The sequence below is a fragment of the uncultured Methanospirillum sp. genome, assembly GCF_963668415.2.
GTDB lineage: Archaea > Halobacteriota > Methanomicrobia > Methanomicrobiales > Methanospirillaceae > Methanospirillum.
In genome coordinates this window covers 1-18,383 of record NZ_CAXXDL010000002.1, presented here as the reverse complement: position 1 = coordinate 18,383, position 18,383 = coordinate 1, and the positions used below count along the sequence as shown (strand labels likewise).

The following is an 18,383-nucleotide window of genomic DNA, read 5'->3' as shown; positions in this document are numbered from 1 at the left end:
TTTCTCACCTAAAAAGCACTGCAGATACCAGGAATATCAGAAGCGATGCAAACATCCCGACCTTAATGAGAAGGGAACTTTTGGACTTTTTTATCTCATCGGGAGTGTTGCATCGTAATGCGCGAAATGCACCGAAGAGGATGACCAGATCGACAGGAACTATTCCGGTAAGATAGAAATTTCCCCATCTGAAGTAGAGCAGGAGAGATATGATAACCCCGATCACTGCTGCTGCTGATGCAACCAGGACTGTAATGCGGAGCCCATAGAGGATCGGCAGGGTGCGTGCTCCCTGTTCCTGGTCACCAGGCATATCTTCTGCATCCTTGATCAACTCCCGTGCCAGGATAACACCGAATGATGCACCTGCTACCGGAAGATTTGCTATCACACCCTCCCACCCCAGGAGGGCACCGCCAAAGAGGAAGATACTTGCAGAGAGGTACGAGACTGCGAGGTTTCCAAGCAGAGGCATCACTTTCAGATGAGATGCATATCCCCAGAGCAGTACTGAGTTTACAACTGCAATGATGACGAGTGGTAGAGGGGCAAAGCAAAACCCGATGATATTTGCTGCAAGAAAGAGCAGCACTGCATATACAAATGCTGTTCTCCTGCTGATCTCTCCGGCAGGAATCGGACGATCCGGCCTGTTGATCGCATCGATCTCCGCATCGTGATAGTCGTTGATCACGTTCCCGGCAGCGGTGATCAGGAAAACCATGAAGAAGATGATCAGAACCGGTGGTATCAGCGTGCCGGTAGCGATGACAAATGCCAGAACTCCGGCAAATCCGGCCATAACCGCATTGAGAGGCCGAATAATCCTGAAGAAAGCAGCAGGTTTCATACTATCACAAAAAAGATACGGACGTGGAGGGATTTGAACCCCCGACATTCAGCTTAGGAGGCTGACGCCATATCCTGACTAGGCCACACGTCCTGCCTTATTACGTGGCATACGGGAAGGTATAAGTCTATCGAACGGCCATTTTCTGAAAGAATGGAACTGGAATTGATAGAAGAAGGGAGTACCTCACTGTGGGTTCCCAGGCATGACAGTACCGCAGTTTTTCCTCCAGGCAGTGCCCCAATCTTCTACAATCCACGAATGGCTCTGAATCGTGATGCAACAGTGCTTGTTGCTGCCTGCACAGAGCCCAGGACCTACCTTGATGCGATGGGTGCAAGTGGGATCAGGGGATGCCGCGTAGGGCACGAGACCGGGACCCATGTTACAATTAATGACCGCGATCCCGACGCGACCTCACTTATCAGAAAAAATGCTGATCATCTCGGTCTTGATGCCACCGTCACCTGTCGTGATGCCAATGCTCTGATGTCAGAAGAACCGTTCGACTTTGTCGATCTCGACCCGTTCGGAACACCCGCACCATTCATCGATGCAGGGATCAGGAGTTCGATCAGGATGATCGGGATCACAGCTACCGATACGGCGCCCCTCTGCGGTGCTCATCTCAAGGCAGGGATCAGGAGGTACATGGCCAGGCCAATGAACACCGACTACCATGCAGAAGTCGGGCTTCGGATCCTGCTCGGGTATGCAGCCCGGATGACTGCACGATACGACAGGGGGATACTCCCCCAGTTCTGTTTTGCCCACGAACACTTTGTCAGGCTGCATCTCAGGCTGGCACGAGGGACCCAGGCAGCAGATCAGACCGTGGCAAGGCTTGGGTACATCTACCAGTGCCCGTCATGTCTGTACCGGACCGAGGGGACCGGACTTTTTCCTGAACAGCAGGAATGCCCACACTGTGGTAAACCACTCAGTCCGATCGGCCCGCTCTGGACCGGAGCAATTCAGGACACAGACTTCCTGTCAACTCTCACAGAACGGCTACCTGCCAGCGGTCTTGCAGAGCCTGATGAACTTGAAAAGATCCTGACCTGTTGCAGAAACGAGCCGGCAATCTCATACTCATACGATTATCACAAACTTGCCAAGGCATACCGGGTCTCGCCCGGTCCGATAGCCTTAGTGCTTGAGTCACTCCAAAAAGAGGGATATTCTGCTTCGCGGGTACATTATTCTGGATACTGCATCAAAACTGATGCCCCGCTTGAGATACTTCGTGAACGTCTTACCGCTCAATAACGATCTGCAGAATGTCCTCATCTGCAAGGGTATGGGTAAGGCCGACACGTTGTGCCTCATGTTTGACTGAATCTCCCCAGATTCTTGCATATCTGAACTTATCATAAAAATCCCGGTGCAGTTTTCTACAGACATCCTCTACTTTTGCACCGAGTCGCATGATCAGGGGTTCATCTAAGTCTGCGGGTCCCGCTACCGGTTTCAGGTAGAGTCGCATGAATCCAAGGCTGTCATAGATGGCATCCTTGAGTTCTTCCATGTGATACCCGGCAGCTGCTGATATCATCACCGGCTCCATATCGAACCGTTCCGCGAGGTCAGCCTCGATCTGTGTACGTTCTGCTTCATCGATGAGATCGATCTTGTTGACCACCACGATGGCAGGCACATATACTCTGCTGCCCATCAGAGCATCAATAAGGTCATCCTGGGTTGCATTACCACGGATAAGAATATCAGCGCTTGCTATCCGGTTTTCTGTCAGGATAGACCGGACCTCTTCGATGTCAAGGTCGAGAGCACCGACAGCATTGAGCCGAACTCCTCCGCGCGAGGTCTTCTTGATGGTGATATCAGGCTCTGGCACATTAATCCTGATACCGGCGTCGTAGAGTTCACGAAGCAGAACATCAACGTGCTTTTCGTTGAAGACATCCACGAGTATTACGATCATGTCCGCCGTTCTGACGACGGCAATAACCTCTTTCCCACGTCCTTTCCCCATCGCTGCACCAGCAATGAGTCCGGGGATATCAAGAAGCTGAATCTTTGCGCCCTTGTGCTCAAGGGCTCCTGGTACAACGGTCAGGGTGGTGAATGCGTATGCGGCGGTCTCACTCTCTGTACCGGTCAGTTTATTCAGTAATGTAGATTTACCGGTAGATGGGAACCCAACGAGGACAACAGTAGCGTCTCCTGATTTCTTGACAGCATACCCCTCGCCACCGCCACCGGCTTTCATAGCCCGGTTTACGGCGTCCTCTTTCATCTTAGCAAGCTTTGCTTTCAGGCGCCCGATGTGCTTGGAAGTAGCTTTATTATAGACAGTTTTCTGGATCTCGTCCTCTATTTCTTTTATTTGATCCTCAATTCCTGCCATATATCCTTATTAATTATGAAGAATCTCCTCATATACTTGTGGTGTAAAGTAGAGAGATCGTGACGATAAATTCATGAGGACAAGATGCAGATGTACTAAAGCGTCTGCTGATATAGTGTAGTTCGGTCAATCATGTTGGACTCTCACTCCATCGACTGGGGTTCAAATCCCCATATCAGCATATTATTTTACCAACCATTCGCTTATTCTCCTTTGATACTATTCTCACATTTAAACTCAGTGCAGTGCGCTTATTTTCGGGTTTAACGGGTAAATTGATCAGCCTGATTTTGATAAATAAACCGGTTCAAAAATAGCACCATAAAGGCTCTCATTTTTGAATATTCTAAAAAATTATCGATTTATATCAGGCCGCTATTTTCAAGGTAAGGTAACATGACCGGCAATATGTCTCACATGGAAAAACAGGAATAGCGACAGGATATGATGAGAGGTTGAAATCCGCGATTTGTCGTTATTTTTAGGAGATATTTAGATATTCCCGGTATTTTCACTTAAAACGCTTGAATTTTGGTCTTCCTGGAGTTGATTATATTATCAAATATATCTCTATTTCTTGTTCTGAATAGTGATGCGATCGCTGGCAGGTTCCGGGTGATCACAGTGGAATGTGTGAGACCTGCTACTCGCATCTTTGCGTGTCATCCGGGGTGACGATATGATCATCCAACTGGCCGTGGACCGTTCTCCGGTTTTCCGGAGTAACTTCTGCCCTCACACTCTCGGCCATTGCCACTGTACCGATAGCAGAAGAACTGTCTGGCTTGTGGCCGGTATTCCCAGGTACAGCGGCTGGCATACGGAGGGTCAACATGAGACTGTCCCGGAGGCCGACTATTGAAACCTGTTTCACGAAACGGTGCCCATATCTCAAGTTCGTGAAGTGTTCAGTCCAGAGGAATCGGATCTGTGAATTATCCGGGAAAGGGATCGGGTATCTCCGGGTATGTCCGCTCGAGGAGGAGCATGCACCTTATTGATGCTCTCCGGTTGATTCGGAAAGAACACCAGATCTCCCAGCATCGGAAGAATTTCAGGGCGTATTATCGGAGGAACCGGGCCAGGATATTGCAGAAGAGGAGAGAGAGGAGGGATCAACGGGTAAAGAACTCAAGGTATTCTTCAGGGGTTAATCCGGCTGTCCGGATTAACTTACGAAGTAATCCAGGTCCGAGTTCTTTGCCTGAGTGAACGGGTATCGAAAGATGAACAGGACTGCCTTCTTTGATCAGGATGTAATGGCTACCTTCGATATGGTTTACCATCCATCCAGCCCGTTTGAATGCAGCTACGTGGAGATCTCCTGATGCCCGGGGTAATTTAGGCATGAGAGGTTTCAGGGATCTCAAGTGAGAATGAGAAGTTATCTGGAGTATTATTCAGGAGGGTGCATGTGGCGATCTTTATGCGACTGGTGATACATCCGGCAATAGCCTCGTTGATCGACTCAAGAGCTTCTTCGAGGGTATCACCTTCAGAAAGGCAGCCTGGAAGTTCAGGGCATTCCATGACGAAATGCCCTTCTTCATCTTTTTCACAGAGGATTGTTAGTTTCATAGTTGTCAGGATGATTATGATTTATTTTGTAGTATCTTACTTGCAAGGCAATAAACATCTTTGCCGTTTTATGAAGAGTCTGATTTCAGTGATGTGGAACCGAAGATAGCAGGAGTGATCTGATGCCCGGATTTGTTGTGACCAGTGAACGGTCGTCTCGTCTATTGGAGAAGGTTGGAAGATTCAGGATTGAAGGTGAGTTTGTTGTGATCTTCCTGGATGGGAGTGGATCGTTTGTTGTTGGGAAGGCCCAGGTAGTTACGGTAGTTCTTGGGCTCAGTGATGAGGTCATTTGGGATAGAACAGGAGGAGAAGCCGGAGTGATGAGTCTGTCTGAGAGTGGACGAGGATTGAGAATGGGGATATTGGGTGAGCAGTTTGTGGCTCCAGTGCAGCGGGTGAAGAGAGTTCTGAGGGAAAAGAAGGGAAGGGGGCGGTGTTGAGGTAATTAAAAATTATGATCAAAATATGTAAACATAATATAATATTTATATTAGTAAACAGTAACTAACGCCACTTAAATTTGAGGATAATTCTCCCTCGAAAATGATATTGAAATTAAAATAACGAGAGGCACTAGCTTGATCTAAAAAACAATTGAAAAACACTCAACGTTTGCTTAACAAGATTTAAACTTTCCCAATTTGATATGAATAACATTGTGAACTGACATTTAATGGTAATTTTAAAAATTGAGATTAAGTCATTAGTTTTTAATGATTTATTTTCAAATTGAACTTGGTAAAATTAATTGGTTATCACAAAGATGCTATAGATATACAATAACTAAATAATATGATAAAACCGATTTCATTAAGTGAAAAACTTCTATTTTCTACAGTAAGAATTGAAGTAAATAAAACCGATACAATCTCTATAGGAACTGCTTTCTTTTTTAATATAAATACCAAAAATGGGACCATACCCCTAATTTTTACAAATAAACATGTTGTTAGAAATGGAGTCCAAATGAATATCTTACTACATACATCTGTAAAAGAAGGAGATATTGCAACTCCATTAAAGGAATCATTTGAATTCTCAATTTTTGATTGTAATAAAAATTGGACTAATCATCCAGATTCTACTATAGATTTATGTGTGATGCCCATTGCCTCATTAATAAAGGGGATGAAAGAACAAGGAAAGGATATCTTCTACATACCTTTAGAAATGAATTGTATATATTCAGATGAAAAACTAGAAGAATTATCTGCTGTTGAAAATGTTTTGATGATTGGTTATCCCAGAGGTTTATGGGATAAACAAAACAACTTACCTCTAATTAGAAAAGGGATTACCGCAACCCATCCTGCAATTGATCATAATGGAAAAAGTTTAGGGATGGTAGATATGGCTTGTTTTCCAGGATCCTCAGGTTCTCCGATTCTTGTTGTAAACGAAGGCTCCCATAATTTAAAAAAAGGAACCCTTGTTATTGGTGATCGACTAATATTATTAGGTATTTTATTCAGTGGACCAGTAATTGATAACGATGGAAACATAAGAGAGTTGGAAAATGATCAGAGTACAACTAGTGGAGAAAATCAATTATTAATACATTTAGGATATTATATCAAAGCAAAAGAAATATCAGAACTTATAAACTTTTTTTTAGAAAAAAATAATATTCGAATATAAATAATATTACTTATCCTCAGTCTTTTTATCCTTATTTATTATTGCTTGATTTCTGCTCTCATTTAATTCACGATATCCGGAATCAGCCTTCTTAACTTTATCATCATATTTCCCATTAGATTCATCAGGTGACATAGTATCCTAATATAACAATCAGTAATCCAATAATATTTATAATTAATGTGATATTGAAAATGTTTGCCCTGATGTTCTGAATCTTCTTATTTCGATCGATATCTCTAATTAACTGTTCTAATAATTCATTAAGACCTTTTTTTGGAGAGATTGTTGAATAATTCATGAAAAAAAGTTTTGAGGCACCCACATACAAATCTCGGCAAGCATACCCTAGAATTCCAATAAGAATTGATGAAAAGATAATAAAAATCCCCATTACAAACAAACCTTGCAGATGAGCATCTTTCATTTTATCAAAAATAAAACTTAAAATAACAACATTAATGGCAATTATTTGAGAATATTTTGTATCCAAAGCATCGACAAAACTTAATTGATTGTTATGTCGGTCAAAAAGATGTTGAATAACAAATTTATCCGATTCAGTTATTTCATTTCGATTTATGATGTTGTCTAATGGTTTTAACGGCACATTAATCTGTTTTTTGTGAGACCTATCTTCCAAAACATTATAGTTCCAATAAATAAATGGAGTTAATGTTAAAAATAAAACTGAGTATATTAAGGAAAGGAAAAACAAGCTCCCAGAATATAGGCTTCCGAAACATCCTAGAAGTATCCCTAATGAAACAGGAAAAATTAACAACGAAATAATCCAATAAAAAATTTCTGATTTTAAAAGAGAATTTTCTTTTACCATTATTTCTTTTATTGACTTAATAAAAAGAAAAAATTTCATATAATCTAAAAAACTGACATTAAAATTGTTCTTATTTATATTATTTAGAGGATTTTAAATAATTCTTAAATGAGATCTAATAATTATAATATTTATACACTCGTTATCAAAATTGGTAGATAATTGCTATACTCAACATAAATGAAGCTAATAATACCACTGAATATTTTTTAATTATTTCACAATTAATAAAATATCTTTCTCATTGTTGCTTCTGTCGCTGCGTTTCCCTATCCCTCTTCTCTCCTCCTCCCGTTTTAGATCCCTGTTCAACCATATATATACACCCATCTAATTCTCTACTCAGCCACATGCAATCACGGCAGGGGTCTATCGAACATGGCAGATTTCACACCAACTGCGACAGTGAAGACAGCTGTCCGGAAACTTGCAGCTCCCATCGGCAGTCTCACCGCCTTCTCTGCACTTGTCCAGGATATCCTGGATAACAACCCATGGGGCTGTACGTCCTATGAAAAAGCCGGAGTAACCCTCCCTGCGGTCTCAAAATCTTCTGAGTCCTACTCCGGCCGGGTCATCTACGAAAACACCGAGGCAAAGACCGTCGGTTACATCAGTGTCAAGGCTCCGACGCCTACAGCCTATCACTGATGTCAGTACGATCGTTGCAACCACCGCCCTGAACACCGCCATGGGTGGAACTCCATCCCATGACCGCCCGCAGGGCATCATCAGCTGCACCATCAAGGCCCATTACTCAAATGGCGAACTGTTCACGGTCAGGTTTTCCCGTGATTCAGTCACCCTCTCGTCCTATGAGGCTGATGCCATCAGGACCGGAATTGAAGCCTGGGCCGACACCGTTGCATTGCTCGCGTAAACATCTTTCAATACCCCCTTTTTTCCCCTTTCCGAGGCTATGGGAATGAATTGGTATTACATTGGAGCCGGGACCATCTGCATCCTCATCGGACTGCAGTTCGCTCTGGCAGATATGATCTCAACCTCCATCAGTTGTGATGGAGCAGCTTTGCTGTCCGGATCATTCATAGGGCTGAACCAATCGTACAGTCAGCACCTCTTCACTGATGACCGGGCTGTCCTCTCCCGGGATCTCACGTTCACTGGACCGGTCAAATCATCCCTCATGGTGAACAGTTCGGGATCCATTGGGTATGATGAGTATGCTGAAAACAGCCGGATACCAGATGTCTCCTCGTTCCTCTGCTCCTTCATGGGAGTGAAGAATGAGGAGAGGAGATCCGAAGAACTAGTTACATTCGGGTTGATGCAGAACGGACTGATCATCTCGGTCAAACAGGTCGGAGAGGAAGGAACCCGGTCCAGAACATTGATCAACGGAACCGACCAGGTGTCTCTCTCAACCGAAACCCGGAATAATTACACCTCTAAAACAGCCGACTTATGCCGCCGGTCCGATTCAAGTCTCTGAAGAGGTTGCTCTGGGAGGAGGTGAATATGCTGGATGGTAGTCTCATCCTGGCCTTGGTCTCAACCGGAGCAGCCGTTCTGAACGGTATCGGTCTCCTGTTCACTTGGATGAAGTACAAAGAACTGGCACATGAATCACTTATCTTTGCCAGCGAAGTGATCGGTACTCTGTACATGGAGGAGGAGAATTCGTCTCCTCCCAGTGAGGTTGTGTCTATTCAATACCTCTATCTCGAGGTAGTTGCAATTACACATCATAATCTCCCCTCTATTATTACGACGCTGATATGGTACCAAAGAACAGATATTCCATCATAACAGCAACAATGAATATTCCGATTCCCGCGAATGCTATCGGAAGAGTGTATTCTTTAACCACGGTTTTGATGTCATCCCCGGTCGTCCGCTGAACAAGCCAGAAGAACGGATCTGTTACATAAGAAACAATACATGACCCTGCACTTATCAGAAGGATAAGAGGAATCGGATGGATCGAGGTGATGACTTCAGAACCAGCCAGAACCTCGGCAGTAATGACGGCTGTAACGACCCGTGATCCCTGAGCGGTCTCGATCAATGCGGCAAGAACAAATGGGACAAAAATGATCGGAATCAGATGGGTCAGTTGTTGCAGTGCAACATGTGCAAACCCGCTTTTTACGATTACAAAACCGAGGGCTCCAGCACCACAGATATCGAATATAATGAGACCGGCATGCTTTGCTCCCTGTGATAATCCATGGGCACGAACCGATGTAGGAGCGAGACCGATGGCGGTAACAGCCCCGACCAGCATGATAAAGTTGATCATACTCCCCTGAGAGAGATTCAGGAGCAGGAGGGGCAATAGGAATGGAAACAAGGATCGCAATGAACGGTGCCCAGGCTCTCCAGTGGAACCCATTCTTCACATCAGAGTGATCAGAATGGGAGATATCTGGAAGAGACCCGGTTCCTGATTGAAGGATAAGATCCGGATATGCAAACCTGAAATACAGAAAGATTCCTGCCAAGATAAGAAGTGAGAGTGGAATGGAGACAGCATCAAAGAGGATCGGACTTATTCCTCCGGAGAACGCGGCGTATAGCGGAATGACAACCGGAGTCGGGTACACGAGGGCATAGGAGATGATTCCCCCGATTGCAGCGAGATACAAGAGGACGTTTCGCCTCCGGGTGTCTTTTTCAAGCTGGTCAAGGATTGGATTCAACATGATATATGCGGTGATGCAACAGGTGATCGGGACCAATAAGAGATATCCGGACAAGCCTGCTATCACTGGTGGATTCTTTACATATCTGCGAATATCTGCAACGATCTCCTCGATATGATGTTGTTCCTGCAAAAGTTTAGCAATGACTGCCCCACAGAGGATGATGATTCCAAATGCTGAAAATACCTTCCCGATTCCGGCAATGATCCCCTGCATGGTCGCATCAGGCGACATTCCTGCCAGTAGACCGAATAAGACCGCTCCACCGATCAGGGTGAAGAACGGAGAGATCCGGTACCATATACTGACGATAGTGATAAGTGCAAGAGTAATGACGAATGCGATGAGGGGATCCATGTTCTATAGTGGTTGTATGCAAAAACAAATAATAATCCTCTCATTAGGAAATTTCGGCATGTTTTCATAACCACGATAGTCCTCTCCGTCATCGTAAATTGGTAGAATCCTCGGAAAAGCATTTATTTATTAAGTGGCCAGAGACACTAGTCCCAGATTATAATTCGTTGAGGAGATCGGTAAGCGGATGTGCTTTGCATCCCTCACCTGGATGTATGCAAACTCTTACGTCCTGATTTTAAAGTCGCTTTAAACAGATATCAGGTGAGGCTGCGGGAACCATTCGAAGTATAGAAAAAAGGGTGTTAGGAGTAACAGGTAACAATTTCTTTTTCAAGAATATCAAGCCCTGATTGCATCTCCGATCTGGTAATCGTGAGAGCAGGAAAAATCCTGATAATATGACCATGTTTCAGATTTAAGATTAAACCATTATCCTGGCATCGTTTTACGATTTCCGCAGATTTTGAGTCGTCGGTCAGTTCAAGAGCAATCAACAGACCCTGACCTCTCACTTCAGTAATCGCCTTTGGGTACTTCTCTTTCCACTCATTCAAACGCTTGATGGTTTCAATACCCAGATTACTGACATGCGATTGGATATCCGAATCAATCAAATAACGAATAACTGCTTCAGAAACTGCACAGCCAAGAGGGTTTCCGTTATATGTTCCTCCATGATCCCCTTTCTGGATACCTTTTACAACTTCATCGGTGACCGCAAATGCAGAAAAGGGAAATCCTCCAGCGATTCCTTTTGCCATCGTGATTATATCAGGTTTAGCTCCCTTGCTAGTGGAATAAAAAAGCGGACCTGTCCGGAAAAACCCGGTCTGTATCTCATCAGCGATAAAAAGAACGCCATGTTTCCGGCATACTTCCGATAATTCCAGAAGGTATGATTCTGAAGGAATATTTACGCCACCTTCACCCTGGATAGGCTCCACGATGACCGCAGCCACATCCTGGTCGATGATCTCCTTAACCGCAGCAATATCATTAAACGGTACAAAGAAATACCCTGGCATAAGCGGATTGAATTTATTCCGGTGAACATCCTGTCCGGTTGCAGAAACGGTACTAATTGTCCGTCCGTGAAAACTCATTTCAGTTGATATAATATTTTTCTTTCCCGTAACCTTCCGGGCTATCTTGATTGCTGCATCATTTGCTTCTGCTCCACTATTGGCAAAGAATATCCGGGTAAGATGTTCAGGAAGAATCTCATGGAAGAGTTGGATCAATCGGGAACGTGCAGGTGAATATGTTGCTCCTGAATTCGGATTTTGTATGATCTTTTTGCTTTGAGTGCAGAGTGCATCAGTGATTATCGGATTGGCATGACCAATACAGGTAACCCCCCATCCGGAGGTGAAATCCAGATACTGTTTGCAGTTTTCATCCCAGACATACACCCCGTCGCCTTTCTCAATTGACATGTGCGTTTTGTCTGCGAAAGGAATATAATACGAATCTTCTATGAAAAACGTGTTCATCGTTTTATTCATTGAGTTGCCTCTTTTGAAATAATCTAATTGCCGCGATAATCTTGTATTATTTTACGCACAATCCGATAAATAATTAGGAGAAGAATAAAATTTCGTTCTATTATGGGATCTGACAGGTTCCCCATGAAGAGACCATCCGGGAGATGTATACCACATCCCTCACCAGACTATATGAGAAATTCACCTCCTAATTGATTATCGTTCGATTGTATTCACACAAATCCAAGCATCTTCAGGAATGAATCCCAAATATTCATCGCAGCTGGTGTACGTCCGGTATACCATGAATACACATCTTCAAATCCGTTGATGATCTCATCAGTCCCTTCAAGTGCCACCGGGCCGATAAACATCACCGGGATGTTCATCCATTCACGGTGATAGGTGTGTAAGAGATCATTCAACCGGTCTTCTCCTTCCTGGTTGTATGACAGGTTTACCATCTCAACAGGGGTACCCGGATGATCAGCAATATACGTGGTGAGATACTCGTGTGCTGGAATGCAGGATCCACAATCGGGATCATAAAAAAATACAATCGGCCTGCCATCATCAGCCGGCTTCGTGGTATTCATTAGGGTATAGACATCTGATACAGTGCGGTTTGCACCGTCTTCAAAGAAGATTGTTGCAGAGGCAGGGAAGACTGACAGAATCATTCCGATAAGGATGAAGACTGCCATCAGGGTTCCTACAGGAAAATTATGTGATCGTATCATGCTCATTCAGGTTTGGATTCTCATTAATTGGGATTGGTCATGAGGGCAACGTATTCGGACAGGTAAGAAAAATAACGAGTTACTGAGTATACCACCGGTATACATCTTCAAAATTCGCCTCGATGTCATGAGATGTTTCCAAGGCTATCGGTCCGATGTACATGACCGGTATGTACACCTTTTCCCGGTGGAATGCTGCCTTGAGCTCGTCATACTTGTCTTTTCCTTCAGTCCCTTCCGATAAGCTCAGCATTTCTACGTTAACATCCGGGTGTTGCTCCAGGTATGCCTGGAGGTATTCATGTGCCGGAGCACAGGAACCACATTCAGGATCATACAGGAAATAAACCGGTTCCTTCGCTTCTGTCGGAGCAGTACCATTCGTCAATTTATAGAGTTCAGGCTCAGTGAGATTGGATACCTCTTTGGTAAATATCGTCGCCGAAACCGGGAACACTGAGAGATATAATCCGATGACAAGTAGGCATGCCAGGATCCACCGTATAGATGATGAGGTTTTCATAATTTGTATACTCCATGGATGAGAAATAATCAGACCAATTATTTCAACATTCATTGAATTTTATTTTTCTTGAAATAATAAGTTTCCTTTAATTCACTGATTTGCACGAGTGTGAATGATCGTTCAGGAAAAATAGGGACATTTTTACCTGTTCATGAGGGGAGTTGTGAGAGTATTGACTCCAGTTTTTTCTCAGGAAATACTCCGTCTCCGATGTATGTCGAAGAGGAATTTGAAATGATGATAGTCTGGGGAAGTGACTGAACAACCTGAGTACCGACGGTCTGAATCAGACTTTGAGTAAACTCTTTAGGAGCAGTCACAAAAATACCGGCAAACTTGTTCTTTTCAATATGATTCTTAACCTGAGCGGTGTTCTCTCTCGGATCGATATCTACCCCGAGAATAATGAATTTATCAGGATTATTTTCACTAAGTTTTTTTGTTTCACGAAGCTGCATAGAACATGCCGGACACCATACTGCGAAGGTATGCACTATGATCGGTTTTCCCTGCGATCCAAGTTCTGCAATTGAAGTCTGTTTACCGGTCACTGCGTCGGTGATCGGAATCGTCATCCACTCAATTTCGGAAACGGCAGTGGGTGCAGGTTTCTGTTTCGATATACCATCCCCGGTATTTGTAATACAGCCGGTGACGAGGATGCAGGCAAAACAGATGAGGATAAGGGTGATTTGATCTCGTGGATTATGCATAATAATCTATTTTGTATGAAATGTGCTCGTTGTGTTATGTACCCCTATTGCATAAAGGGAATTACTATCCAGGTGATTCGCTCCGTTCTTTAGTCGGAGGTAATCTTCCGGATCATCTGGTATGGTATCATGTTGAGGGGTGAGATGTTCTGTGGGAGTTTGGAAGAAATATCCATGAGATAATATCTTGTGAACTTTTTGTCCTTTTGAACAGACACAAATCCTTCGGTGATAAGTTTTTGGACCTGTTTGGTTACTGATGAACCGGCAATACCTAAAATGTCTGCCAGTTCTCCTCGTGAGATACCGGGTGTCTCACTGATAGCGAGAAGTATCCGTGATGTTTTGGATGAACTCTCGAATATTTCAACAATAATTAAATTGTCAGAGAATCATTCCTGTATGTCTGAAGGCATATAATATGACATATAAACAACCTCCTCATCCTGATTATCCTCCCGAGGAAGGACGATATCTACGAGGGAATGATTACTCCCCGGTTGCGGTTGTGATCATCCTCACCACCGATGAAGATAAGATCCCACCAGAACTTGAACGCCTGGTCAGGACCGGGATAGAGTCCGGTGCAGCATTATCAGGAACGGTGCAGACGGCAAATATCGGCATTGAGAAGATTGTATGCAACATTGTCGCGAACCCGAACATCCGGTATCTTGTTCTCGGAGGACCTGAAACCGAAGGTCATCGGACCGGGGATGCCATCAAAGCTCTGATCAAGAACGGGGTCGATGAAAAGAACAAGATTATCGGGACCGATGCCCTCACGGCAAACCTGTATAATATTTCCAAAGAGATGATCGCCCGGTTCAGAGATCAGATCACTCTGGTAGATTGCCAGCATCAGAATGAGTCGGTTATCAGGCAGGCCGTCTGGTCCTGTTACCAGGAAACTCCGACAGAGTTTATGTCATACTCGCTTTATGATCCCGGAGCTTATCCTGATCCTCCATTAAACGGGAAGATCACCTGGAAAGTGACACAGCCCTGGGCAGAACCAAAGGATGAGAAGGAGCGTGAGGCGAAGCAGAAGGCTCTCGACCTGATGGAAAAGATAAAAGAGTCTGCCAGGAAGAAACGGGAACAAGAAACACGAAAAGAGAGGATGTAAGAACACCGGAGTAGACCTCACCAGTCCTGTAGTCTTCATACCATTCTATGACTGAGCATACCCATTCGCCAAATATCAACCGACTCAAACTCTCAATTCTGATCACGGCTCTCTTTTTACTCGTCGAGGTCATCGGAGGATTACTTTCCGGCTCACTTGCCCTGGTGAGCGATGCCGGTCATATGCTCAGCGATCTCCTCTCGCTGATCCTCTCACTCGTGGCCATGATCCTTGCAACGAGTATTGCCACCAAAGAACAGACATACGGACTGCACCGGACAGAGATATTTGCAGGATTTATCAATGCGGTTCTCCTGGTGGTCATCAGTGGGATCATTATCTGGGAGGCATACCAGCGGTTTCTCTCCCCGACTCCCATTCAGGGCGGAATCATGATGGGAGTCGCTATCATCGGTCTTATTGCAAACCTTGCAATCATCCATCTGCTCCATGGGAGCCATGACCTGAATATGCGGAGTGCATTTCTTCATGTACTGGGAGATACGCTCTCATCTGTTGCGGTCATCGGGGCAGCAGTCTGGATTTATTTCACCGGTCAGGTGCTCATCGATCCCATCCTCTCAGTGATTATCGGAGTGATCATCATCGGAACTGCAGTAGGATTACTCAGAGAGACGATCGCAATTCTTCTCCAGTTCGCTCCCCGATCAGTCAGTTTCGATGAGGTGATTGCAGAGATCAGATCAGTTTCCGGTGTGGAGGATGTCCATCATCTCCACCTCTGGAGTCTCTGTTCAAACATCCATGTCCTCGATACCCATGTCTACTCCTGCGTTCGTGATGTGGATCAGATTGAACAGATGAAACAGGAGATCAAGGAACGGCTCAGGAAGTATCAGATTCTTTATTCGACCTTGGAGTTTGAATGCAACGTCTGCACGACCTGTTCAGTTGTCGAAGAGGTCCGGAGTCATCCGGAGTGAACAGCACAATGACATCACATTCATTGAAAATATCAAACAAGTATGAACATGATTTGTAAGAAATCCTCACTCGTTTTATCGGTGACGTCGTGATTTCAGGAAGCAGTGATATTATTCATAATATCGGACCGCTGGTAAAGAACAGGTAAATAGGGATGATTTTCGGAGATTGAACATATCCAAATCTCATCATTTTCACCCCTTATTCATGTTCCGGAGTGAGCATTTGCTCTCCGAGATCCGTGATCCGATAAATTATCCATGTTCCCTGTTGATCTCCTTCAATGAGATTCCCTTTTTTCAACACGGTAAGGTGATATGAGAGTTTTGAATCTGCGATTTTTACGCATTCTTTGATGACACAGACACAGAGCGGTTGGATTGCAAGAAGATAAAGGATTTTTAGCCGAATTGGATCTGACAGTGCATGATGGATGTTACTCATCTGTGAGATATGAGTTAGAGAAGGGAGACGTTCACAAAGTTCATCCACTCCTATTACAGAATCCAGAATGCCCTGAACCCGTTCGGGTATATCAATTGATTTCATGAATGTGTCATACCGGTAGTCTTGGGTTTGTATTCATGAGTATTTTCAAAAATTCAATTAAATATGAAATGCATTCCTATTAATAAACTATGGCACAGGTTTTTCAAAAATTTCTCTTTGATATAGAGGCCGTCCAACGAAGGTCCTATTATATAAATAGTTCATAAAATTTCTCGACTCTCCACTCTTTTTTCATTTCGTTAATTGCCGTGGGACCGATTTCGGCAACATTATATACTATTGAAACTGGCCTCTATGCTCGTTGGCTCAAACGAAAAAAGGACATTACATGGGACTGTAAATCCAACAAATAGTGTTTCAATCAGTACATTACTTGGAAAAATGGATCTTACCCAGATTGAAATTGAATTGCACAACCATCTCAATTACAGCCAAACTCGAAAATGGTTATATTCACCAATATTATTATTCAAACTCTTGATTGTCCATTCCTTTCGAAAACAATCCTATCGAAAATTCATCAAATCACTAACACTTGAAGATTGCATTGCTCTTGGAATTCCTGAAATAGAGCCCGGAAGATATCATATTCCCTCTGCAAGTAATTTACATGATTTTGCTTACAATCGTTTGCGATTAGACGGCTTTAAGAAGATCATGTACCTAAACGGAGCCATTGCATGTCAATCTATTCAGAATGGTCACGGAATGGTTGATTCAACCCCTATTGAAGCCTCAAGATATGATAAATATGCTGAATATAATCCCCATTACGCTTGCAGGATGCACAAATATCACATATTTCATTTAAACAACTTTCCACTGTATGGAATATTTTCTGAAGGTAATGCTCATGATTCCCCATATGCAATCCCATTAGCTGAAATTGTTGGTACAATGAATCCAAGCATGATCAAAGTTCAACTTGATGGTGGCTATGATTCCTTCATGATTTATGCGAGATACTGGAAAATTTTCAGAATTCAGCCACTAATCGATCCAAGCAAGAACGCAATTTTGAACATAGAGGGGACAATTGAGAGAATTGATCATTGGGTAAATAAAATGTGGAAGAAAGGGGGAGACATTCGAGATTCTATTGAGAAAAAACTACTATTTCTCACGAATAACGGAAGGGAGAAACAGGTTGGGATGTATCTTCGCAATCAGAACTTACTTAATCCAAATTTCAGAGTTGAATACAAATCAAGGGCAGATTGTGAAAGAACTCATTCACACATGAAACGAATGTTTAATTTCAGTGTAAAATGGATTCAGAAAAGATCTAAAGAATTTTACATGACATTGAATCTCATTTCATATCAGTTTGTATTACTTGCAAATTTAGTAAAAAACCAAGGAAAGGGTCAGGATCTATCAAAATATTACTGAAAAAATAAAATACAGATATCCCATTAAGTAGCGAATGCTATCGAGTTTTTAGTTATTTTTCGTCTTTCAACTGTAATTTTGGGTAGTTTGGATGTTGATTCCCATCCTTTGCAGTGCGTGTATCTTTCATTCTATTGTAAAAATTGGTAGTTCGACAAAAAGCGAATCATTTGATTGACAATCTGTCCAATCTACATCTTCTCATTGGACAGCCTCATATAATCTCCATTTATTTTGAATAATGTTTTAAAGGTTATCTGAATGAGGGGTCGTTCATCCGGTAAAAAAAAGGAGAGCGGGGTTGTGTGGGTGGATAAGCTATCTGCATGGGGATGACTGATTCATGTGAAAAGTTCTAATTTTTCTCTAATTTGTGATCATACTGATATTTATCCTAATATCATGTTGAAAATAATCCCGGTTATCGTAATCGCAACAAAGAGTATCAGGGCGAAAATCACAAGCAGCCGAATCTTCAGAACCTTCCTGAGAATTATCATCTCCGGCACTGAAAGGCCTATGACGGCCATCATAAATGCGAGAGCTGTACCCATGGCAACACCTTTTTCTGTCAGAACCTGTAATATCGGAATCATACCAACTGCATTCATATAAAGCGGGATTCCGATAAGAACGGCAAGGG

At 43.4% G+C, this 18,383-nt stretch carries 26 protein-coding genes, 2 tRNA genes and 1 pseudogene; 12 read left to right on the top strand and 17 right to left on the bottom strand.

All coding sequences use genetic code 11. The features are described from left to right. Positions 1-4: 4 nt before the first annotated feature. A complete protein-coding gene (locus ACHZA2_RS18530) occupies positions 5-850 on the bottom strand; it encodes a geranylgeranylglycerol-phosphate geranylgeranyltransferase (RefSeq protein WP_319581013.1) in 846 nt (281 codons plus the stop codon). 18 nt (positions 851-868) lie between these two features. Continuing rightward, positions 869-943: transfer RNA gene (locus tag ACHZA2_RS18525), tRNA-Arg, on the bottom strand. A 60-nt stretch (positions 944-1,003) separates the two neighbouring features. Here ACHZA2_RS18525 and ACHZA2_RS18520 point away from each other — a divergent pair. Next, positions 1,004-2,119 (top strand): tRNA (guanine(10)-N(2))-dimethyltransferase, encoded by a 1,116-nt coding sequence (locus ACHZA2_RS18520; protein ID WP_319581012.1) that lies wholly within the window; start codon positions 1,004-1,006, stop codon positions 2,117-2,119. Here ACHZA2_RS18520 and ACHZA2_RS18515 read toward each other — a convergent pair. Further along, a complete protein-coding gene (locus ACHZA2_RS18515; protein WP_319581011.1) occupies positions 2,106-3,218 on the bottom strand; it encodes a GTP-binding protein in 1,113 nt (370 codons plus the stop codon). The genes ACHZA2_RS18520 and ACHZA2_RS18515 overlap by 14 nt on opposite strands. 106 nt (positions 3,219-3,324) lie before the next feature. On the opposite strand from ACHZA2_RS18515, the gene ACHZA2_RS18510 reads away from it, so the two are divergent. Next, positions 3,325-3,399, top strand: a tRNA-Glu gene (locus ACHZA2_RS18510). Between the two features lie 462 nt (positions 3,400-3,861). On the opposite strand, the gene ACHZA2_RS18505 is transcribed toward ACHZA2_RS18510, so the two are convergent. After that, on the bottom strand, positions 3,862-4,053 hold the full coding sequence (locus tag ACHZA2_RS18505) for a hypothetical protein (protein ID WP_319581010.1): 192 nt from the start codon (positions 4,051-4,053) through the stop codon (positions 3,862-3,864). Between ACHZA2_RS18505 and ACHZA2_RS18500 the strand changes: the two genes are divergently transcribed. After that, positions 4,052-4,219 carry a hypothetical protein gene (locus tag ACHZA2_RS18500; RefSeq protein WP_319581009.1) on the top strand — a complete coding sequence of 56 codons (168 nt, stop codon included), beginning with the start codon at positions 4,052-4,054 and terminating at the stop codon, positions 4,217-4,219. The two genes, ACHZA2_RS18505 and ACHZA2_RS18500, sit on opposite strands and share 2 nt — an antisense overlap. A 114-nt stretch (positions 4,220-4,333) precedes the next feature. Here the strand turns inward: ACHZA2_RS18500 and ACHZA2_RS18495 are convergent, their stop codons facing one another. Beyond that, complete coding sequence (locus ACHZA2_RS18495) at positions 4,334-4,567, bottom strand: type II toxin-antitoxin system HicA family toxin (RefSeq protein ID WP_319581008.1); 234 nt, start codon at positions 4,565-4,567, stop codon at positions 4,334-4,336. Next, positions 4,560-4,796: a type II toxin-antitoxin system HicB family antitoxin gene (locus ACHZA2_RS18490; RefSeq protein ID WP_319581007.1), complete on the bottom strand. Its 237-nt coding sequence runs from the start codon at positions 4,794-4,796 to the stop codon at positions 4,560-4,562. Before ACHZA2_RS18490 ends, ACHZA2_RS18495 begins: the two co-directional genes overlap by 8 nt. A 122-nt stretch (positions 4,797-4,918) precedes the next feature. Here ACHZA2_RS18490 and ACHZA2_RS18485 point away from each other — a divergent pair, with 122 nt between their 5' ends. Further along, complete coding sequence (locus ACHZA2_RS18485; RefSeq protein ID WP_319581006.1) at positions 4,919-5,239, top strand: hypothetical protein; 321 nt, start codon at positions 4,919-4,921, stop codon at positions 5,237-5,239. Between the two features lie 352 nt (positions 5,240-5,591). Beyond that, a complete protein-coding gene (locus ACHZA2_RS18480; RefSeq protein WP_319581005.1) occupies positions 5,592-6,437 on the top strand; it encodes a trypsin-like peptidase domain-containing protein in 846 nt (281 codons plus the stop codon). Between the two features lie 6 nt (positions 6,438-6,443). Here ACHZA2_RS18480 and ACHZA2_RS18475 read toward each other — a convergent pair whose 3' ends face one another. Then, positions 6,444-6,572, bottom strand: a complete 129-nt coding sequence (locus ACHZA2_RS18475; RefSeq protein WP_319581004.1) for a hypothetical protein — start codon at positions 6,570-6,572, stop codon at positions 6,444-6,446. Further along, the gene (locus ACHZA2_RS18470; protein WP_319581003.1) at positions 6,562-7,275 is read right to left on the bottom strand and encodes a hypothetical protein; all 714 of its coding nucleotides are present in this window, start codon (positions 7,273-7,275) and stop codon (positions 6,562-6,564) included. The genes ACHZA2_RS18475 and ACHZA2_RS18470 overlap by 11 nt, the downstream gene beginning before the upstream one ends. Before the next feature lie 378 nt (positions 7,276-7,653). On the opposite strand from ACHZA2_RS18470, the gene ACHZA2_RS18465 reads away from it, so the two are divergent. The 4 genes from ACHZA2_RS18465 to ACHZA2_RS18450 are packed head-to-tail and all read left to right on the top strand — an operon-like array spanning position 7,654 to position 9,045. Beyond that, positions 7,654-7,926 carry a hypothetical protein gene (locus tag ACHZA2_RS18465; RefSeq protein WP_319581002.1) on the top strand — a complete coding sequence of 91 codons (273 nt, stop codon included), beginning with the start codon at positions 7,654-7,656 and terminating at the stop codon, positions 7,924-7,926. Beyond that, on the top strand, positions 7,892-8,155 hold the full coding sequence (locus ACHZA2_RS18460) for a hypothetical protein (RefSeq protein ID WP_319581001.1): 264 nt from the start codon (positions 7,892-7,894) through the stop codon (positions 8,153-8,155). The genes ACHZA2_RS18465 and ACHZA2_RS18460 overlap by 35 nt, the downstream gene beginning before the upstream one ends. A 45-nt stretch (positions 8,156-8,200) precedes the next feature. After that, on the top strand, positions 8,201-8,728 hold the full coding sequence (locus ACHZA2_RS18455) for a hypothetical protein (protein WP_319581000.1): 528 nt from the start codon (positions 8,201-8,203) through the stop codon (positions 8,726-8,728). A gap of 26 nt (positions 8,729-8,754) precedes the next feature. Next, entirely contained in the window at positions 8,755-9,045 is a 291-nt protein-coding gene (locus tag ACHZA2_RS18450; RefSeq protein ID WP_319580999.1) for a hypothetical protein, read from the top strand. On the opposite strand, the gene ACHZA2_RS18445 is transcribed toward ACHZA2_RS18450, so the two are convergent. From ACHZA2_RS18445 to ACHZA2_RS18415, 7 genes and pseudogenes are all read right to left on the bottom strand, one after another. Continuing rightward, on the bottom strand, positions 9,002-9,538 hold the full coding sequence (locus ACHZA2_RS18445; RefSeq protein WP_319580998.1) for a hypothetical protein: 537 nt from the start codon (positions 9,536-9,538) through the stop codon (positions 9,002-9,004). The two genes, ACHZA2_RS18450 and ACHZA2_RS18445, sit on opposite strands and share 44 nt — an antisense overlap. A gap of 247 nt (positions 9,539-9,785) precedes the next feature. Continuing rightward, positions 9,786-10,298 (bottom strand): annotated as a pseudogene (locus tag ACHZA2_RS18440) (GntP family permease); the annotation flags it as partial. 305 nt (positions 10,299-10,603) lie between these two features. Then, the gene (locus ACHZA2_RS18435; protein ID WP_319580995.1) at positions 10,604-11,737 is read right to left on the bottom strand and encodes an aspartate aminotransferase family protein; all 1,134 of its coding nucleotides are present in this window, start codon (positions 11,735-11,737) and stop codon (positions 10,604-10,606) included. A 281-nt stretch (positions 11,738-12,018) separates the two neighbouring features. Beyond that, the gene (locus ACHZA2_RS18430; protein WP_319580994.1) at positions 12,019-12,525 is read right to left on the bottom strand and encodes a hypothetical protein; all 507 of its coding nucleotides are present in this window, start codon (positions 12,523-12,525) and stop codon (positions 12,019-12,021) included. A 79-nt stretch (positions 12,526-12,604) separates the two neighbouring features. Then, a complete protein-coding gene (locus ACHZA2_RS18425) occupies positions 12,605-13,048 on the bottom strand; it encodes a hypothetical protein (RefSeq protein WP_319580993.1) in 444 nt (147 codons plus the stop codon). A gap of 152 nt (positions 13,049-13,200) precedes the next feature. Then, positions 13,201-13,764, bottom strand: a complete 564-nt coding sequence (locus tag ACHZA2_RS18420; protein WP_319580992.1) for a redoxin family protein — start codon at positions 13,762-13,764, stop codon at positions 13,201-13,203. An 89-nt stretch (positions 13,765-13,853) separates the two neighbouring features. Beyond that, positions 13,854-14,099: a winged helix-turn-helix transcriptional regulator gene (locus ACHZA2_RS18415; protein ID WP_394698652.1), complete on the bottom strand. Its 246-nt coding sequence runs from the start codon at positions 14,097-14,099 to the stop codon at positions 13,854-13,856. Between the two features lie 86 nt (positions 14,100-14,185). On the opposite strand from ACHZA2_RS18415, the gene ACHZA2_RS18410 reads away from it, so the two are divergent. Together ACHZA2_RS18410 and ACHZA2_RS18405 are read left to right on the top strand one after the other, a co-directional pair. Next, on the top strand, positions 14,186-14,893 hold the full coding sequence (locus ACHZA2_RS18410; protein ID WP_319580991.1) for a tetrahydromethanopterin S-methyltransferase subunit A: 708 nt from the start codon (positions 14,186-14,188) through the stop codon (positions 14,891-14,893). 47 nt (positions 14,894-14,940) lie between these two features. Beyond that, positions 14,941-15,837: a cation diffusion facilitator family transporter gene (locus ACHZA2_RS18405; protein ID WP_319580990.1), complete on the top strand. Its 897-nt coding sequence runs from the start codon at positions 14,941-14,943 to the stop codon at positions 15,835-15,837. 202 nt (positions 15,838-16,039) lie between these two features. On the opposite strand, the gene ACHZA2_RS18400 is transcribed toward ACHZA2_RS18405, so the two are convergent. Then, complete coding sequence (locus ACHZA2_RS18400; RefSeq protein WP_319580989.1) at positions 16,040-16,387, bottom strand: metalloregulator ArsR/SmtB family transcription factor; 348 nt, start codon at positions 16,385-16,387, stop codon at positions 16,040-16,042. A gap of 255 nt (positions 16,388-16,642) precedes the next feature. On the opposite strand from ACHZA2_RS18400, the gene ACHZA2_RS18395 reads away from it, so the two are divergent. Then, entirely contained in the window at positions 16,643-17,740 is a 1,098-nt protein-coding gene (locus ACHZA2_RS18395) for a transposase (protein ID WP_319578208.1), read from the top strand. Positions 17,741-18,129: 389 nt separating this feature from the next. On the opposite strand, the gene ACHZA2_RS18390 is transcribed toward ACHZA2_RS18395, so the two are convergent. Further along, positions 18,130-18,383: permease (locus tag ACHZA2_RS18390; protein WP_319580988.1), on the bottom strand; the 254-nt coding region annotated here is incomplete at its 5' end.

Excerpts from the sequence above, each read along its gene's own strand:
- ACHZA2_RS18530 (WP_319581013.1), bottom strand. The coding sequence starts at position 850 with ATGAAACCTGCTGCTTTCTTCAGGATTATTCGGCCTCTCAATGCGGTT.
- ACHZA2_RS18520 (WP_319581012.1), top strand. The coding sequence starts at position 1,004 with ATGGAACTGGAATTGATAGAAGAAGGGAGTACCTCACTGTGGGTTCCC.
- ACHZA2_RS18515 (WP_319581011.1), bottom strand. The coding sequence starts at position 3,218 with ATGGCAGGAATTGAGGATCAAATAAAAGAAATAGAGGACGAGATCCAG.
- ACHZA2_RS18500 (WP_319581009.1), top strand. The coding sequence starts at position 4,052 with ATGAGACTGTCCCGGAGGCCGACTATTGAAACCTGTTTCACGAAACGG.
- ACHZA2_RS18505 (WP_319581010.1), bottom strand. The coding sequence starts at position 4,053 with ATGTTGACCCTCCGTATGCCAGCCGCTGTACCTGGGAATACCGGCCAC.
- ACHZA2_RS18495 (WP_319581008.1), bottom strand. The coding sequence starts at position 4,567 with ATGCCTAAATTACCCCGGGCATCAGGAGATCTCCACGTAGCTGCATTC.
- ACHZA2_RS18490 (WP_319581007.1), bottom strand. The coding sequence starts at position 4,796 with ATGAAACTAACAATCCTCTGTGAAAAAGATGAAGAAGGGCATTTCGTC.
- ACHZA2_RS18485 (WP_319581006.1), top strand. The coding sequence starts at position 4,919 with ATGCCCGGATTTGTTGTGACCAGTGAACGGTCGTCTCGTCTATTGGAG.
- ACHZA2_RS18480 (WP_319581005.1), top strand. The coding sequence starts at position 5,592 with ATGATAAAACCGATTTCATTAAGTGAAAAACTTCTATTTTCTACAGTA.
- ACHZA2_RS18475 (WP_319581004.1), bottom strand. The coding sequence starts at position 6,572 with ATGTCACCTGATGAATCTAATGGGAAATATGATGATAAAGTTAAGAAG.
- ACHZA2_RS18470 (WP_319581003.1), bottom strand. The coding sequence starts at position 7,275 with ATGGTAAAAGAAAATTCTCTTTTAAAATCAGAAATTTTTTATTGGATT.
- ACHZA2_RS18465 (WP_319581002.1), top strand. The coding sequence starts at position 7,654 with ATGGCAGATTTCACACCAACTGCGACAGTGAAGACAGCTGTCCGGAAA.
- ACHZA2_RS18455 (WP_319581000.1), top strand. The coding sequence starts at position 8,201 with ATGAATTGGTATTACATTGGAGCCGGGACCATCTGCATCCTCATCGGA.
- ACHZA2_RS18450 (WP_319580999.1), top strand. The coding sequence starts at position 8,755 with ATGCTGGATGGTAGTCTCATCCTGGCCTTGGTCTCAACCGGAGCAGCC.
- ACHZA2_RS18445 (WP_319580998.1), bottom strand. The coding sequence starts at position 9,538 with ATGATCAACTTTATCATGCTGGTCGGGGCTGTTACCGCCATCGGTCTC.
- ACHZA2_RS18435 (WP_319580995.1), bottom strand. The coding sequence starts at position 11,737 with ATGTCAATTGAGAAAGGCGACGGGGTGTATGTCTGGGATGAAAACTGC.
- ACHZA2_RS18430 (WP_319580994.1), bottom strand. The coding sequence starts at position 12,525 with ATGATACGATCACATAATTTTCCTGTAGGAACCCTGATGGCAGTCTTC.
- ACHZA2_RS18425 (WP_319580993.1), bottom strand. The coding sequence starts at position 13,048 with ATGAAAACCTCATCATCTATACGGTGGATCCTGGCATGCCTACTTGTC.
- ACHZA2_RS18420 (WP_319580992.1), bottom strand. The coding sequence starts at position 13,764 with ATGCATAATCCACGAGATCAAATCACCCTTATCCTCATCTGTTTTGCC.
- ACHZA2_RS18410 (WP_319580991.1), top strand. The coding sequence starts at position 14,186 with ATGACATATAAACAACCTCCTCATCCTGATTATCCTCCCGAGGAAGGA.
- ACHZA2_RS18405 (WP_319580990.1), top strand. The coding sequence starts at position 14,941 with ATGACTGAGCATACCCATTCGCCAAATATCAACCGACTCAAACTCTCA.
- ACHZA2_RS18400 (WP_319580989.1), bottom strand. The coding sequence starts at position 16,387 with ATGAAATCAATTGATATACCCGAACGGGTTCAGGGCATTCTGGATTCT.
- ACHZA2_RS18395 (WP_319578208.1), top strand. The coding sequence starts at position 16,643 with ATGCTCGTTGGCTCAAACGAAAAAAGGACATTACATGGGACTGTAAAT.